We start from the raw sequence: 16,315 nt of genomic DNA, 5'->3' as shown, positions 1-16,315 counted from the left end.
CTCAATCCAGGCCCCCGCAGGCGACGCTACCTGCTCCATCTGTTCTGCACGCACGACGAAGGTAGTCTCTCATGTCGCTACATTGCTAACATTCGCCCATGGCCCGTCCGGACTGGCGCTCATGCAAGAACTCAGGAATATGTCTTTATAGACGAATATGAACTCATCGAATCCATCAACCCTCTGCTCTCTCACGGTTCCGATGTCCGTGATGTTCTTAGTCATATAGAGAGCCCAGACGGCTTTGTTTATCTCCTCTTTCTCAGTTCCGAGGAAGCGGGCAGTCTGGGATGGCGCGAATAAGTTGAGATCGCTGATCGCAGCGCTAAGGATGAGTCGGTCCTTATGTTCGGGAAAAACGCATCAAGGCTGGTTGTAATGATGTTTGATCAAACCAATCGGCCCGGCAAAATTGCGGGAAGCAGTAGCCTCTCTGTTGCAACAATCCAAAAACATGCCAGCAGCAAGGTCTAGATGCCCGAAGGGAAAGTTTCCGCGGGTTCGCCGAAAGCTCCTGTACCGATCGGCTCCAAGGGCTCCACGGCCCGGGTCTGGTCGAAGTGGATGATGGCGTCGAACTGATCGGAGAGTCTTGCGTGGAAATAGTGGCTGGCCAGTTCGGACGCTGGAAGGTACACAACGCCGATGGCGCGCTCAAGCATAGGTTTGCGTAGTCCGTTGAACACATGAGAATCTTCCTTCAGATTGAGTAAAAAAGCTGGTACCCCAACCTGATGGAATAGCCCCTCGTAGCTGTCCGCTCTGGCCGGCCGCACCTGTTTCCGTTCCGCTGAACCATCCCATTCCGATGCCGCCGTGACTGTACCTGAATATGTTGTAAAACCTATATTTAGACATGCGACGCTATATTTTTGGCGAATGAGCTGTCCTATATTCCATTCCCCAGCGCGACCCATTTGGGTGGCGCGCGCATCGCCGACGTGGGAATTGTGAGCCCATATGACTATCTTTGACGCCCGCTTTCGAACTTCAAGATACTCGATCAAAGTGTCGAGTGTTTGCACCATGTGCTGATCGCGAAGGTTCCAGGATGAAACCGATTCGTGGAACATGGTGCGGTAGTATTCTTCGGCGTCTTTGACAACGCGGGCATTTTGCTCCGCATCGAAAAATCGCTCCAAGGCGGCCAGTCCATCCATGCGGGCGTAGCGTAGAGCACTACGATGCAGATCGACGAGCTGCGACACCGCCTCAGCTTCACAAGAAGGCCGTATGCCGAGGCCAGCTGCGTAGCCATAGGTCTGGGGGTCGTCTCCGAAGTTATCGAAGCAGGCATAGCGGAGACGGGCTCGATGTGCCGCATCAGGATCGGTCCTATCGAGGTAGCGGAGGACGCATTCCATCGATGCGTGCAGACTATAGAGGTCAAGGCCATAAAATCCAATACGGTTCGGCAGATCTAGAGCATCATTGAAGGTTCTTAGCCAGCCGACGAAATCAAGGATGTCGGCATTGCGCCACATCCATGCCGGAAACCGTTTGAACCCGCTGAGGGCCTGGACGGCATCAGGATCCACATTATCTCCCTGCACATAGCGATTGACTCGATAAGCATCTGGCCAATCTCCCTCAACAGCGATCGCGTTGAAACCCTTCTCGCGAATGAGACGCTGCGTGATTCTGGCGCGCTCTCGGTAGAACTCATGCGTTCCATGGGAAGCTTCGCCGAGGAGGACGAAGCGGGCATCTCCGATTAATTTGAGGAGAGAATCGTAATCGTTGGCCGAGCCAGTTAAAGGATGCGCGGCCTCGCGGACGAGATCGGTAATGATGGACTGCGTTGCATCAATCATGAGTCATCTCCTGACATTCGTGTCTCAGTTGGCCCAGCTATATAGTAAGAGGCAGTCAGCGAGCCTTAGGTACCGGGGCGAAACTAGATCCCAGAGTTGATCGATCGGATACTAAGTTGTGGACGAACCAATCCGCGGCAAGCTGTGCTACTTTCTCGAGGGCGCCGGCCTCTTCAAAGAGATGTGTCGCTCCGGGGACGATGACAAGTTCTTTATTCGGACATTGCAATCTGTTGTGGGCCTGACGATTGAGGCCAATGACCATCTCGTCCTTTCCTCCGACAATCAAAAGGACAGAGGCACGAACAGTAATCAGTGCTTCTCCAGCCAAGTCGGGCCTGCCTCCGCGAGAGACGATCGCGGTAACGAGTCCGGGTAGCCGTGACGCCGCGACGAGTGCGGCAGCAGCACCTGTGCTGGCACCGAAATAGCCGATTGCAAGATTTCGGGTGGCTGGATGGCGGGTAATCCACTGGGTGACGCCAACCAATCTCTTAGCAAGCAGTGCGATATCGAAGCGGAGCTCGGCAGTTTGGCTGTCCACGGCTTCTTCCTCGCTAGTCAGCAGATCAAAAAGGAGGGTTGCGAATCCCTCAGATTGAAGCACTTGTGCTACATACCGATTGCGTACGCTGTGACGGCTACTGCCACTGCCATGAGCGAACAGTACAATCCCTTTCGGGTTATTGGGAATGCTCAAAGTTCCCTCAAGCCGGACATCAATGAGATCGATCGTGACGTCAGACTGACCCTCATTCCCAGAGTGATCAGAACTCGATTTTTTGTAGGCTGCTGACTGAAGTAAATCTTGTACTTCAACATCCTCAACCTGAGGAAAGGACCCGTAGAATTGACCGACTGCGTAAAATTGATCCGGCGCGTATACGCAGATAAGCTGATCTACTTCGGGCCGGAGCCATGCGCACGTTGAGGCAGGTGCCACCGGAACGGCGAGTACCAGTTTGGACGGTTTCATCTGCCGGAGGGCGCTAATAGCAGCGTATACACTGGCTCCCGTGGCTATTCCATCGTCGACAAGAATGATTGTTTTCCCAGTTACATCGACTGGTGGGCGGTTCCCTCGATAAAGGAGAGCACGTTGTTGCAACGTGTTCTTTACATCCTGGGTGACGCGCTCAATCTGTTGGTTGGAGATACCTGTAGCCTCGATCACCTGCCTATCTAGATATCGCCCATCGCCAGCTGCTATCGCACCGAATGCCAGTTCTTCGTGTCCCGGAACACCGAGCTTTCGGGAGAGAAATATATCCAGAGGAGCGTGCAAAGCTTGGGCCACTTCAGATGCCACCGTTACGCCGCCACGAGGAATCCCTAATACGACAATATCGTCCCGATTGGCGTAGCTACTCAGTCGCGCGGCCAATTGACGCCCAGCATCTATTCGGTCTTTAAATGTCATGGCTTCCTCCAACGTTTTTGGCAATTCTCACCGAAGCGTTTGGCTCAATGTCCTTTATGATCTTTTCTATTCGTACAGCTCGCATTGTGATTGAGCAGTGATGCCCATCACTCCCGTTAATCGGGGCTGAAATCTGCGCATTTCGACAGACGTGATCAAAATCACAGCCGCGTGCCAGCCTGTCTGCTAGTGTGAAATTCCGGCGTGAAGTATAGACGTACCGGTCATCCGCCGAGAACCGGCAGGATGGAAGGAGGTTTCATGAATGTCAAAGATGTGATGAGTAAGGGACTTTTTTGCTGTACACCGGACGATCCAATCCAGAAGGCGGCGGAGCTAATGAAAACCAACGATGTCGGATCTATTCCTGTCGTGAATGATTGCACGGAGCGGAAACTGCTTGGAATCATCACAGATCGGGATATCTGCATCAAGGCGGTTGCCGCGGGGAAATCGAATGGCACTATGAAAGTCTCAGAGGTAATGAGCAGGGCCACGGTGACATGTGGTCCTGATGAGTCGCTTGAAGCTTGCGAAGCCAAGATGGAGCGAAACCAAGTTCGGCGGGTGCCGGTGGTTGACGGGAAAGGTACTTGTATCGGAATCGTCGCACAAGCCGATATCGCCTTACGTGACACGCCTGAACATACTCACCATATAGTTGCTGCAATTTCTCAGCATCGTACCCAGTCTCAGACCGCAGCCCATGCATAGGCTGAACACCTAATTTATCAAGGGGGTGCGGATGGCCGTGCCCCATTGATAATCGAACCATCAGTAGCGAAGAATAGCGCCCACCTCGCCGAACAATGCCGCCATCGCGAAGTCCGGCGCAATTGTATTTGCTCCTGTCGATAGTGCCTTGCGCACTAATAGTTCTTCTGCCGGAAGACTATTAATGTACGAACTTCCGCATGCAGGACAGAGATTACCGGCGTTGAGCCATTTATGGCAGTTGGCACACTCGGTGACAATCCTGCCGGAAAGATCTCCCAGAAAGAGAGTTTGCACGCGACCTGATTCCAGCCTTCGTAACACTGGGTTGACACTAATCGCGCTTAGGTCACTCTCTTCCCGGACACTTTCCCAGAACTGATTATATTGTTGCCGTTGCTTTCCGGTGATCGCCGGTCTAGCAGCCTGAACAATTTCATCCGGCGTCATATCGAAGGATGAAAGATTAAAGCGCCCCGAAATCATGTCTTCCATGCCCGCCTTGACCAGTTGAGGCTTAAGTTCAGACCAAAGATCGTCCCGGCAGCCAACAACGAGATACTGGCAAGTTAGATCCTGCAAAAGTTCACGTAAGTCGCGAGCGAGTGATTTAAAGTATGCCTTCGTGCGTTCTCCTAGGCTTCCATCAGTATGATGACACCAACCTACACGCGAGACTTCTGCATCCATAGTTAACTCCTCGGAAGGTAGCTGATGCATCTGGTGAATTTCCGTACCATGGACGATAAAGATTCTCGCTTTGCCATGCTCGATAATTGCTACGCAATATGGAGTACAGGCTTCCATGGCGCGCAGTAATGGGACAATCTGGAAGCGCTGGGAGATCTCCAGACGACTAAAATCTCCGCATGGCGGCAGGTTGATTTCTTGCCAAATCTGTCTGTCGCTACATGCAAAGATCGCCTTGAATCGATTAGGCGAGCTTCGAAACTCCGGCTCCATACCAAAAATTCGTGTCAGGTCCTTCGACAAACCAGGGTTGGCATCGCCGGATTGTGATTTATCCCTGGCTGACTTTACAAGATGTTCGAACGTTAGGGCTTCTTCGCTGTGAGCTTTGTCCGAGAAGGTCGACCGGTTGAAATACAGTGTGACTGCGTGTGATTGTTTGTCATAAACATTAGCAAGTTTTGCGAGAGTTTCAGAAGAAAGAAGATCCAAAAAGGGAAGGACGGGCGGGACGGGGGCAGTCTTCATACGATCTCTCCTACCTAGCAGCATCACTCTATTGGTTAGAGGTATGTGATCGCAGTGATCGGAATCACACAGGGGTCGCAACATTGTGATCCAGGTCACCGCAAAGCGTGGCCAATAGGAGAAAACTCGTCGCCTTAGAGGCGATCTATCTATGTCATGCAAACAGCTCTTCTTCGAATCGGAAGCACGCGAAAAGATTCTCAAGGGCGCGACATTGCTGGCCAACGCAGTACGTGTGACTCTCGGACCAAAGTCAAAGTGTGTCCTTATTGAGAAAGCCTTCGGAAGGCCCATCGTGTGCAATGACGGAGTGACCATCGCGAAGGAAATTACTCTCAAGTGCCCTGAAGAAAACCTTGGAGCCAGCATGATGCGCGAGGCAGCCGAACGGACCGGCGATGCAGTAGGGGATGGAACAAGTACCGCGACCATTCTGGCCTTCGCTATTCTCACTGAAGGATTGCGGAACATCACTGCCGGCACGAGTGCCATTGATTTGAAGCGCGGCTTGGACCGCGGCCTGAAGCTGGCAGTACAGACCATTCATTCTCTGTCTCGGCCGGTAGCCAGCCGCAAAGAACGTGTTCAGGTTGCGGCGATCTCTGCCCATAATGATTCAAGTATCGGGGAGCTAGTGGCCGATGCCTTGGAGAAGGTCGGCATAGAGGGGGTTGTGTCGATAGAAGAAAGCAAAGGCATCGAGACAGTTCTAGATGTGGTCGAAGGGATGCAGTTTGACCGCGGCTACCTGTCCGCATATTTCGTTACAAACGCGGAGAAGATGCAAGCGGTTCTCGACGAACCCTACATCTTATTAAGCGAGAAAAAGTTGAGCACGGTTCAGGATCTCGTTCCTGTGTTGGAACAGATTGCGAAGACAGGGCGGTCATTGCTGATAGTTGCTGATGACATTGACGGCGAAGCGCTGGCCACACTCGTTGTCAATAAATTGCGGGGAACCCTTATATCTGCGGCTGTCAAGGCCCCAGGCTATGGGGAGCGGCGGAAGGCTATGTTACAGGATGTTGCTATCCTGACCGGCGGAAAGTTTCTTGCCGAAGAACTCGGAATCAAGCTCCCAGACATCACACTCGCCGACTTAGGAACTGCAAAGCGTGTAGTCATAGATCGCGAGACAACGACCATCATTGTGGGTGGCGGGGCGAGGGAAGCGATCGAGGGCCGCTGCAATGAGATACGCAGGGAGATCGAGAAGTGTACATCCGACTATGACCGAGAGAAATTGCAGGAGCGCCTGGCGAAACTGGCAGGAGGTGTTGCCGTAATTAGAGTGGGCGCCCCTTCAGAAACCGAAATGAAAAATCGAAAAGAGGCTTTTGAAGATGCTGTTAGCGCAACAAAGGCAGCTATTGCTGAGGGCATTGTTCCCGGCGGCGGCCTTGTACTGCTCCGCGCTGTGGATGCGATCACACAAGAAGAAGCAAAATGCGATGGGGATGAACGGATCGGCCTGCGAGTATTGAATCACGCATTGGAAGCGCCCACCAGGCAGATTGCGATAAATTCTTCCGTGGATGAAGGTGTTGTGGTGGAGCGTATGCGCACCGGTACTGGAAACTACGGTTTTGACGCTGCTACCGGAACTTATGTGGACTTGATGGAAGCTGGGATCATCGACCCCACGAAGGTAGTGCGGATCGCGCTTGAGAATGCGGTGTCAGTCGCTAGCATTCTCCTCCTGACCGAAGCCACAATCACCGACATCCCGGAGGATGGGACCAAGAATAGCCCTGGGCAATATGTAGATGTGTAGGGAAGGGAATGCGCAAGGAACGTGATCGAACCTCAACTCTTTTTTGTATGGCTGCACTTTAGCTACAGGGATTCTAGTAGTTTGATTCGTTTGGGACCTGTATTCGCTGGGAGCTATTTCATTTCGAAGTCCCTTGCGGCGGAGCTAAGGAAGCATCCACGTGACGAGCCACGGTAAAGACAGGGCACTGCGACTCTCTCACAATATCAGACACAATTCCATGCAATCGCGTTCCATCGTCCAGGTTGCCTTGATGTATTGCCATCACAATCAAATCAACATGTTTTTCTTTAGCGAACGATAGTGTTCGTTCCGCGATCCGGCCTTCTTCCGCGGAATATTCCACTCGCAGTTCCTGAGTTTCAGTGGATGCAGCAACTTCCCGCAGTTTCTTTTTGCAATCCACTTCACCTCCGAAACAGGAATGGAGCTCGTATGGGTCACAGACGTGGAGCAGTAACAGCCTTGCTGAAAGACTGGTAGCCATTGAAACAGCGGTCGGGAGCGCAGCGAGTGAATCTGCAGAAAGATCCGTCGGAAAGAGGATCGCCTGCGCTTTTGTCGAAAAAGGGTGCCATTCGATATGGGGGCCGATGGTAAGGACATTGCATGGCATACTGCGAAGAACGGCCTCCGCGGTTGAACCCAGCGTGTTGCCCCGACTGATCTTCTTCCCACTTGACCCAAGCACAACAATATCCGCTGAACACTCTTGCTGAACCTGAAAGATCACGTCCCTGACGTTGCCATAGCGAACGATCGCCTGCGCGGTAATTCCATGAGTTGCCAAGAGGCTTTGGCAGATACCCTTCAATTCACTCATTGCAGATTGTGCGAGATTGCGAAGATCTGAAGGAGAGGAATCCGTCGGTGTGATATCTGGATCAAGCACGTGGACCAGGAAGAGCTTAGCTCCGTAGGCGGTAGCCACGCTCGCCGCATAGCGTAGCGCGGCTGCCGAGTGGTCAGATAGATCGGTGGCGAAGAGGATAACGTGAAACGGTGATTTGATTGTGCTTGGCATGGCTCTCTACCGGCTCTCGGAACGTATACTCCTCGCCTACCGTACCCCCGCTGTGGAGGGTTGAAACGTGATCTCGGTCACTGGTGTAGCCGAGAGGAGTGTGTCTACCATGGTGGTTGTTAATAATGTCGAGGATCCGCATAGTCGGTGCCTTCTCCGGGCTCGGAGCACGACGGCTCACAATGGGCAATAGAGCCATCACATCGGCTTTGCGAGGAACGTTGGTAAGCGTGATTCTAGTCACTGCAGGCTACTTCCATTCGTAAGAATATCTGTCGACATAGGGAACTCGTGAATTCTGCAAGCATTCCCTTTTGAGAGATTCACGCATCAAGGAGAACAACAATATGAAAACGAATGTCCAACTTCAACAGGATGTATTAGATGAGCTGCAATATGAACCCACCGTTGATCCCGCAGAGATCGGAATCACCACGCACGACGGAATCGTGACCCTTTCCGGAAAGGTGAAGAGCCTGGCCGAAAAATGGGCTGCTGTTCGTGCAGTTGAACGTGTTGGGGGAGTGAAGGCGGTCGTCGATGAGATTAGTGTCGAATTGCCTACCTCCTATCAACGCACCGACGAAGATATTGCCCGTGCCGTGCTGACTGCCTTGCAATGGGACGTGCTTGTGCCCGAGGATCGGGTCAAGGTTCATGTGGAGCATGGGTGGATTATTCTGACGGGAACCGTCGATTACAGATATCAACAAATTGCGGCAGAGAGTGCAATTCGAAGTCTGGCCGGCGTAAAGGGTATAACAAACCACATCAAGGTTAAGCCACTAGCGATGCCTTCCGAAGTAAAGACGCGGATCGAGAGGGCTATGCGCCGTACTGCAGAATTGGACGCTCAAGAGATACAGGTTGATGTTCGCGGAGCTAAGGTGGTCTTGCGCGGACAAGTGCATTCCTGGTCAGAGCGCAATGCGGCTGAGCGAGCAGCGTGGTCGGCGCCTGGTGTGACAGCGGTCGAGGATGAGTTGCTGATCGCCTAAATCGACTGCCTGCAGGCTGTATAAATGTCAGGCTCGCAGAGCGCAAAGGGAGTGGCCCTGCGAGTGACAAATCATCTCGGTCCAATCGATATGAGCGATCCCAAGGTAATACGGGAATTGGAAGCGCAACTCGCCTGCGATAAAAGGGTACTCGAGGACCTTTTTAAGCGTGAGTTGGAATTGCTGTCCCACGTCTCCCGCAACGGATTCTGTGCAGAAGTTGACCGAACCCGTCTGCGCTGTCAGATGCAAGTTCTCCAGAACTCCATTGAAAAGAATCAGCAAATGCTCGCGATGGCAAAACGATAGGAGTCTGACCATACAGCTCGCCTCGAGTGCCGATTGTTCTGCCTCATGAGCTATCGTCTATGGGGGATCAAATTTACTCAACCACCAGGCAAACAGAGCTTGGTTGTGTGAACCGGGGTCAGTGCAGCCGATACGTTATGCCAATTTCAGTGGAAATTCCTGGATTCGGGAAACCCAAATATTCATGAAATTTTGTATTGAAGAGATTGTCAGTCCTGGCGTAGATCGAAGTGTGTTTCAATCCGTAATACCCGAGCACTAGATTGGTAGCGGAAAATCCTCCGACTGAAGTGACTGTAGGTGCCGGTACCTGGAAGTCGTAGCGGCGGCCCACCCAGATCGTCGTGCTGGATGCCCTGAGCGATTTGGGAAGGGGGGCTTCAATGGTGAAGCCAGAGTTCCATCCCGGTTGGTTTCGCAAGGGCTCACTCGAAGATTTAACCTTCCAGTTTAGAAACGCCCCCCAGGCATTTACCTGTATCCCGCGGGTTGCGTTGAACGAGGCTGTCGTTTCCACACCTTGCGTACGCACTTGTGTGCGATTCACCAGGCGAAAGGAGATCGCGCTGAAATCGATAAGATCGGAGAACAGGTTGTAATAATAAGTGGCCGCCAGACTGACTCGCTGGCCGGATGTTCCCCCCCTACATCCATCCCATTTATCTCCTCTGGCCGAAGATTGGGATTGCCGACGTTTGGATTTCCGAGTGCATATAAAGATGGAACCTTGAAGGCGCGGCCCCAACTTGCCTTCAGGATCGTACGTTTTCCTGCCGACACAGCGGCACCCACCCGAGGAGCAAGCTGCACATTGAATCCCGAAGTTTTGTCAATTCCTAACGCAATCATTCCTGTCATTGTGGGAGTGGAGTAAACCAAGTCGGCTGAAATGTCGGAAGTGCCCCTGTTATCTCTGAAGTGGGTTGGGTACACCCCTTCAATAAGAGTGTTATTTTTCCCGAACTCGTCAGCGCCGCGCAGATTCAGATGGGACTTCAGTCGAGGATGCAAATCGAACACGTTTTGCAATGCAACTCGAGAGCGAGTAAAGCGGGTCCGCGTATCAGTGCTGGGCTGAGAAGCCGGGGATGGATGAGGGCTGTCGAGGATAGCAGGCGTGTAGGCGTGCTCACCTCGGGTGAAGAGATCGGCATTGATGCTGGTAGTCCAGATATTGTTAACGCGATGTTGCACGAGGAAGCCGCTGAGCATATTGCCGGAGTTACTGGTCTTTGGAATCCTGAGAATGGACAGCTCAGGTCCTCCTCCACCCTCAGGAAAACCCGAACGGTCGAGTTGAATCCAGCGCGCCGTCCAGCTAACGATAGTGCTCAAGCTGTGGCTGTAGTCGGATGCCAAAGAGAAGTTGTTAGTTGAGAAAGCGTCAGATTCGACCTGTTCTCCCATCCGGAGGAACGACCCCGACAGCTTGTATCCCAGCCGGCCTTGTAAGCCTTCAGCTCCGAGATTCAGCCCGCCGCCTCCGAAGGAGCCAGCCTCGACACCTGCAAGCACGTTCGATTCGTAGTGCGTCGGCTTAGTGATCACGTTGATGACGCCGCTCACGGCTTCTGAACCATAGCCGGAGGAAAGAGGTCCGCTTACCACCTCAATGCGCTCGACATCATGTACGAGAAGTGTGGAGAAATCAAAGGCCCCGCCCAGAAGATTGCTTAGATCGTCTGCTGGAATCCCGTCAATCATCACTAGAACAAGATTGGGCTTGCCTCCGCGGATGGTGACGGTGCTAAGCGAACCTAAGCTTCCATTCTGGGCCAGATACAGAGTGGGGATTGTTCGCATGATGTCAACCGAAGTGATCGTGTGGGCACTTCTAATCTGCTCATCATCGACAATACTGGCCGACGCGGGAGCAAGCGAGACAGCGAGGGGTTCACCCGTCACAGTGATTACAGTCAATAAGGTGGGTCTGGACGGGCTATTCGAGGCCGCCGTTTTATTTGTGGCTGTTGGAGGAGCCCCTGGCGGCGCAGGCGTCTGGGCACGGCACAGCGGGACGAGGGCAACTATATAGAGAACACCGAGCGCGCACGAGAGACGGTCAATCATCATCGCGTCCGATCCAGGCCAACGCCCCCAGCCGACGCGAGGTCGAGCGTCGCATCCGGCTGGCTCAATACAATCCCGATTTGTCGTTCGGTTCCTTTGACTTGAGTTTGTATGAACGGAACCGAAAATCACAAGCCGTGTTGCCGCTACGGCTCCCGTCATACGAGCCGGACGATCAGACCGGCCACGCGGGAGCAAGGCGGACAATGATCGACTGGACGTCCCCCCTTCGCTCGGAGTGCCGAATGACGGTCACCACGCTGCGGTCGTCGAATGCGGAGCGGACAATATCGAGCACACGCCGCTCCCGACTTTGGAAACGCCACAGTTCGCCTCGCCAGGTTTCGATGACGAGGCCTTCAAAATCTCCGAAGTGATCGAAAATAATCCCGTTAACCTTTCCGGTCACCTCATGATGCTCGTGACCCTCCTCCTCGCCATGGCATGGCTGAACTGTCACATTGCCGGTTTGGGACGGCGGTATCTTGCAGGGATCGCCGCCGAACCCGGTGACACGGCCAGCCAACTGTTCGATATAGCGTTGCATGACCGGATGCCAACGGCTCTGCGGCTGAACGTTGTCTGCAATCCAGCGGAACAAGGCCAACTGGTGTTCTTCGGGCGGTAGCAGCTCCTCCTTGGTGCTGATCGGAATATCTATCTGGAAGGCGCCCAAAACGCGTCTCCAAACCAAAGTTGAGGGTGGACGCCGTTTCGCCTGTGCCTTCTTCCTTGCAGCTGGATGGTCACCGACCTGGCCAAGTTGGGCTTGGTTCAGCCCTTCGTAACCTGTGAGGAACTTGACGGCTTCGGTTACCTGACGGACAACAATCTTGTAAACATCTCCTCGGCGGACCCCCGGCGGCAACGTTACAGTCAGCAAGCCGGCGAGAAGACCGGTATTTGCTGGAATGGGAACAAAGGACACCGGGCCCGACTGGACAGCGATTGTGTGCGCGTCCTGCATGGTCAGCCCGTGATACGGGTAGAGACTATCCGCGAGCGAAATAATCTCGCTGGCTGCCACTCCGGGCAGATAGACGGCTCCGGTACTGCCAGCCGGCGTGTTGCCCCACATGATCATGAGCTCGTCTACATGCTTCGCCGTTGATTTGCTGGCCTGAACCTGGAAAGGATGCGGCATGCGACGAGAATTGATGTCACCCGGATTAGGGCCGTCCACATACGCAAGATTGCGCTGCGCGAGCTTGTCCGAGGTCGAAGAGTCGGCGGTGGGTGGAATTGGGACATCGTCGAAGGCTATTTCGGCGATAAGGCATTGATGCGGGGCTCTGCTGAATGCTGCGTTGATCGACTGGGTCGTAAATGTGCCTGTGTTGAAGTATCCAGTCCGGTTATCAAAGTCGCCGGGCTTCGCAAACTGTGGGAAAAGCGGCGTCGGCTGGTTCATGTCGAGCCAGCAGCCATAGTACGTGTCTACCTCCGTCCCGGTTATCGGGGAGATGGTCTGCACATTTGGCGCATCCGGTGGTTGCGTGGTGAGGTCGGCGGGCCCGGCAAGATTGACCCGATTGACGGCAAAGAACGGGATGGTAACGAACTCTTCCTGACCCATGGCATCCGTCTGCACGCCCAGCAATGGAACCCGTGGGCTAACGTCAGGCGTGCCAATCGGTGTTGAGCGATAAGTCGTGGTGGGGCTGAAAGTCGACACCGTGGTCTGCGCCTGGAAGGCGCGGAAGAAGACGCGACAATTCTGTGCCTGGGTAGTGAACGGTGGTGGCGAGTTGGGAGGCGTTGTACCGCGTATCCGCACCCGGCAAACGGCGAAGTTGAATGCGGCCTTCCCGGTTCGCGGATTGACCTGCAAATATTCGAGCTCATCCCTGGTCGCAGCTTCGACTTCAGTGAGACTGCTTTCGAAACTGTCTCCGCCGGCTGAACCACTGGGAGTCAACCGCTGGATGAGATCGGCAATGTACGCCGTCGCCGCCGTTGAAGCCGCGGCTGCCGTTACAGGATACTGCGCGGCGACTGCGCCAGCCGGGTAGAAGTCGCTGACCCGTTTGCCGAAGAACACTTCGTCATCATCCACCGTGAACACACGCAGGTCGGTGCTTAGCCAGGAGGTGTATTGATTGCCCGCATCGGCGTCGATCACATACGGATTGGCGGCCGTGGTTAGTTCGAGAGGTGCGGAGGCGTTGTATTGTTTGCCGTCGACGGTGATGGTTGCCGTCAGCGTTAGAAGTTCGTCCTGAGTGACGAAACCATCGGTGCCGGTGAATTGGATACTGAAGGGATAGAGAATGCGCTGTGGCGTACTTGTCGGCGGCAGGGCCGTCGTCAAGACCGCGCCGCTAAACGGCTGGATCTGAAGCTGGTGCTGGGTCTGCAAAGCATTCACGATCGTCGGATTTGCATTCGCAGGCGGGTCTATGGAGAAGCTAACGGTTGGCGGGTTAGGTGGATTTGTGAGGTTGTCGGTCGCGTCAATGCCCAACTCAGAGGGGAAAAATCCATCCATGACCACCCAGAAGGCAGATGGGAACGTCGCTGGTAATCCCATTGAGACCAACTCGTCTTTACCGAAGGTGCCATTCTGGATCTGGATCGAGCACGTCTTAGCCAAAGGAGCGGCTGGGTTAACACTGAGGTTGCCGTGGACATACCCGTTAAGTTCATCGGAGTGGAAGGTGAAGAACTTACCGAAGAATGCAAAAGCCGTATAGCCCGCGAAATAAGCGAGAACGCTCGATCCATTCAACTGGATCGTGATGCTGTCATTGACCTTTCCGCTGTACTCTTCCTTCGAGGACCAGGATGCCACTTCCGTGGGATTCGTCGTGAAGTGGTCAATGCGGGTCTTCAGGTTCCGCCCTCCCACCGTGCCTGTCTGATCTGCAGGTGAAAGGGCGTTATACGCATCTTGCAGTTGCTTCAGGCGCTCCGTGTTGAAGGTATTGAGAGGGAAGAACGCCTGCGCCGTGGAAGTCTGGGGGTCAATAAACTGGACAATTGCCTGTTCAGCGGCGTCCAAGGGCACATAGCCAGCCGCCGTAGGGCGATCTGCGATAGCAGCAGATTTCCCTGAAAAGAAGCCGTCGATGTGAAACTCGAACAGGTTCATCGGTTCGTTGCCTTCGACATTCTGCTCGTAGGGCGGTGGATCGCTCGGGTTCGGTGGTTGATTGGCCGCGAGGTAGGTGTTCGGGCCAAGATTCGCCGTCGCACCGAATACAGGATCCCCTGCGGTAAACACCTCGGTCCCGCCCATCGTGGAACCTGAAATCTCGTTTACGGTAGTCCCGACGGGTGCCGCAAACGTACGTGGGGCAACCGGGTTGTTGAGCCGCACCACTCGCCCCACAGGTTTGTCCAATGTCGATGGAATGCTGTTAAGTACCCCGTGTGAATCCACGCCTGAAGGGACAAAATCCGGCTCGCCTTCCAGCGCCCAAGTCCATCCCGGGTTTGGCCCAATCATGTCGTTATTGGGGTCGTGACCCGGAGTGCCTCCGTCGGTGCCCCTCGGATTGTTGTAATAGTCTCCGTCCGTTGCGAAGCGGGCTTCGAAGCGGCCGCGAAACCAGATCACTGGATTGCTGATCGCTGTCAATGCGAAAGTCGTCGTCGCTCCACCCACATGGACATTGATCGTCGTATCGCCGCGGGTGTTGCTCACGGCTGTCGCGTTGATGGGGATGTCTGTACCAGCCGGGCCGACGCTGATGGAGCCCCCCGGCAACGTCACGCCGGCCCCATTTGGAGTGGCGTCGACCGTCGCGTTCACGGTGGTGCCATCGTCGGTGCTGAGATTCAGCGGCACCGAAAAGGTGCGCCCGTTATCTGGCGCTATCAGGAAGCCATCCCCCGCACTGCTGCCATTGATACGAATGACGATTGCCATGGTCCACTCCTCTCAGGTACAGCCGTTGAGAGCGACGCTGCCACGGTTGATCCGGCCTCTTAGGACATTCGAATACCCACACTTTGGGGGCGAATTACCCTTCGGATCAGAGCCGAACAGCGAACTGGCGACGAATCGGGCCCGGAGTCTCTTTCAATTACTTTGCGGAACGTTGATGCGTGCCGCCCCAAATGCAATTGCCCATAGATAAGTGACCTGGTGGATGCTGTTTCAAATGAAGCAAAGATACCGCCAGCCTGGAGAGGTCGGTGCAATTGCATTCCCACAATGCTTGGGTCGCATTTTACATGATGATGTGAAAAATGTCTTCCGCAAATTCACAGATGGAATTATTCGTTAAATAATATTGCATGGATCTCTACAACGCATGTACAATCCTCGCCTGCGATTGGCAGACTAGCTCTGTCTGCCCGGAGAGAGAGGTGGAAGTATGGCATTCGACGTCAAAGAATTGATGATCGACATCACCAAGGTTAGCGGGCCCATCATCTGCAACCCCACCGCAGGGTGTTACGCATCGGGCGGTGGCTGCTATGCATCGGGCGGTGGCTGCTATGCATCGGGAGGCTGCTATGCTTCGGGAGGTTGCTACGCCTCAGGCGGCTGCTACGCTTCGGGAGGTTGCTACGCCTCAGGCGGTTGCCACCCCACTGTCATTTGCCGTCCGCCGACGATCCACTGTCTATGTTCGCTTCAGTGCACATACGGCGTACTCACTCACTGTACGCCGTCAATCCTGCCTTGCAAGTTCGGAACCTACACTTGCCTCGACACGAGAGTAACGTGCGGGGGAACCATCTACTGCGCGGGTACAGAAAATCGAACGATCCTTTATCAGGGCATCGAACGTGAGGCCCTGGCTGAGGTGAAGGCACAGCTCAACGCCGCGCTAAAGGACATTGAGCATCTCGAAGGCCGCATTGATGAAGAAGCGAAGGAAGGGAAGAAAGCGAAGTGACATGCACGCAGCACACGAGGGCGCTTCGTAGTTCCTGATACAGGGAACTGTTGGAGCGAATTGAGCGGAAGCTAGGTCTGGATATAGCTTCCGCTCAATCGCGTAGTACTCACTTGTCCTCCTT

Annotated in this window: 10 protein-coding genes; 4 read left to right on the top strand and 6 right to left on the bottom strand. The window is 54.1% G+C overall.

The features are described 5' to 3' along the window. Positions 1 to 470: 470 nt before the first annotated feature. Positions 471 to 1,814 (bottom strand): erythromycin esterase family protein, encoded by a 1,344-nt coding sequence (locus P4G45_RS08745; protein WP_348266095.1) that lies wholly within the window; start codon positions 1,812 to 1,814, stop codon positions 471 to 473. A 55-nt stretch (positions 1,815 to 1,869) separates the two neighbouring features. Then, positions 1,870 to 3,234, bottom strand: coding sequence for a phosphoribosyltransferase family protein (locus P4G45_RS08740; RefSeq protein WP_348266094.1), 1,365 nt, complete (start codon positions 3,232 to 3,234; stop codon positions 1,870 to 1,872). 261 nt (positions 3,235 to 3,495) lie between these two features. Here P4G45_RS08740 and P4G45_RS08735 point away from each other — a divergent pair, with 261 nt between their 5' ends. Then, positions 3,496 to 3,948: a CBS domain-containing protein gene (locus P4G45_RS08735; RefSeq protein WP_348266093.1), complete on the top strand. Its 453-nt coding sequence runs from the start codon at positions 3,496 to 3,498 to the stop codon at positions 3,946 to 3,948. A 60-nt stretch (positions 3,949 to 4,008) separates the two neighbouring features. Here the strand turns inward: P4G45_RS08735 and P4G45_RS08730 are convergent, their stop codons facing one another. After that, positions 4,009 to 5,166: a hypothetical protein gene (locus tag P4G45_RS08730; RefSeq protein WP_348266092.1), complete on the bottom strand. Its 1,158-nt coding sequence runs from the start codon at positions 5,164 to 5,166 to the stop codon at positions 4,009 to 4,011. Positions 5,167 to 5,317: 151 nt separating this feature from the next. Here P4G45_RS08730 and groL point away from each other — a divergent pair, with 151 nt between their 5' ends. After that, complete coding sequence (gene groL / locus P4G45_RS08725; protein ID WP_348266091.1) at positions 5,318 to 6,940, top strand: chaperonin GroEL; 1,623 nt, start codon at positions 5,318 to 5,320, stop codon at positions 6,938 to 6,940. A gap of 118 nt (positions 6,941 to 7,058) precedes the next feature. Here the strand turns inward: groL and P4G45_RS08720 are convergent, their stop codons facing one another. Then, entirely contained in the window at positions 7,059 to 7,964 is a 906-nt protein-coding gene (locus tag P4G45_RS08720; RefSeq protein ID WP_348266090.1) for a universal stress protein, read from the bottom strand. Positions 7,965 to 8,311: 347 nt separating this feature from the next. On the opposite strand from P4G45_RS08720, the gene P4G45_RS08715 reads away from it, so the two are divergent. Next, positions 8,312 to 8,962 carry a BON domain-containing protein gene (locus P4G45_RS08715; protein ID WP_348266089.1) on the top strand — a complete coding sequence of 217 codons (651 nt, stop codon included), beginning with the start codon at positions 8,312 to 8,314 and terminating at the stop codon, positions 8,960 to 8,962. A gap of 852 nt (positions 8,963 to 9,814) precedes the next feature. On the opposite strand, the gene P4G45_RS08710 is transcribed toward P4G45_RS08715, so the two are convergent. Both P4G45_RS08710 and P4G45_RS08705 read right to left on the bottom strand, forming a co-directional pair. Next, on the bottom strand, positions 9,815 to 11,341 hold the full coding sequence (locus P4G45_RS08710; RefSeq protein ID WP_348269240.1) for a TonB-dependent receptor domain-containing protein: 1,527 nt from the start codon (positions 11,339 to 11,341) through the stop codon (positions 9,815 to 9,817). 175 nt (positions 11,342 to 11,516) lie between these two features. Beyond that, positions 11,517 to 15,212 carry a hypothetical protein gene (locus P4G45_RS08705; RefSeq protein WP_348266088.1) on the bottom strand — a complete coding sequence of 1,232 codons (3,696 nt, stop codon included), beginning with the start codon at positions 15,210 to 15,212 and terminating at the stop codon, positions 11,517 to 11,519. Between the two features lie 451 nt (positions 15,213 to 15,663). On the opposite strand from P4G45_RS08705, the gene P4G45_RS08700 reads away from it, so the two are divergent. Further along, positions 15,664 to 16,191: a hypothetical protein gene (locus tag P4G45_RS08700; RefSeq protein WP_348266087.1), complete on the top strand. Its 528-nt coding sequence runs from the start codon at positions 15,664 to 15,666 to the stop codon at positions 16,189 to 16,191. Positions 16,192 to 16,315: the final 124 nt, after the last annotated feature.

It is taken from the genome of Edaphobacter paludis (genome assembly GCF_039993895.1).
Taxonomy (GTDB): Bacteria; Acidobacteriota; Terriglobia; order Terriglobales; family Acidobacteriaceae; genus Edaphobacter; species Edaphobacter paludis.
The sequence above is the reverse complement of the archived record's forward strand: the minus strand, read 5'-3'. Positions and strand labels throughout refer to the sequence as shown.

Excerpts from the sequence above, each read along its gene's own strand:
- P4G45_RS08745 (WP_348266095.1), bottom strand. The coding sequence starts at position 1,814 with ATGATTGATGCAACGCAGTCCATCATTACCGATCTCGTCCGCGAGGCC.
- P4G45_RS08740 (WP_348266094.1), bottom strand. The coding sequence starts at position 3,234 with ATGACATTTAAAGACCGAATAGATGCTGGGCGTCAATTGGCCGCGCGA.
- P4G45_RS08735 (WP_348266093.1), top strand. The coding sequence starts at position 3,496 with ATGAATGTCAAAGATGTGATGAGTAAGGGACTTTTTTGCTGTACACCG.
- P4G45_RS08730 (WP_348266092.1), bottom strand. The coding sequence starts at position 5,166 with ATGAAGACTGCCCCCGTCCCGCCCGTCCTTCCCTTTTTGGATCTTCTT.
- groL (WP_348266091.1), top strand. The coding sequence starts at position 5,318 with ATGTCATGCAAACAGCTCTTCTTCGAATCGGAAGCACGCGAAAAGATT.
- P4G45_RS08720 (WP_348266090.1), bottom strand. The coding sequence starts at position 7,964 with ATGCCAAGCACAATCAAATCACCGTTTCACGTTATCCTCTTCGCCACC.
- P4G45_RS08715 (WP_348266089.1), top strand. The coding sequence starts at position 8,312 with ATGAAAACGAATGTCCAACTTCAACAGGATGTATTAGATGAGCTGCAA.
- P4G45_RS08710 (WP_348269240.1), bottom strand. The coding sequence starts at position 11,341 with ATGATTGACCGTCTCTCGTGCGCGCTCGGTGTTCTCTATATAGTTGCC.
- P4G45_RS08705 (WP_348266088.1), bottom strand. The coding sequence starts at position 15,212 with ATGGCAATCGTCATTCGTATCAATGGCAGCAGTGCGGGGGATGGCTTC.
- P4G45_RS08700 (WP_348266087.1), top strand. The coding sequence starts at position 15,664 with ATGGCATTCGACGTCAAAGAATTGATGATCGACATCACCAAGGTTAGC.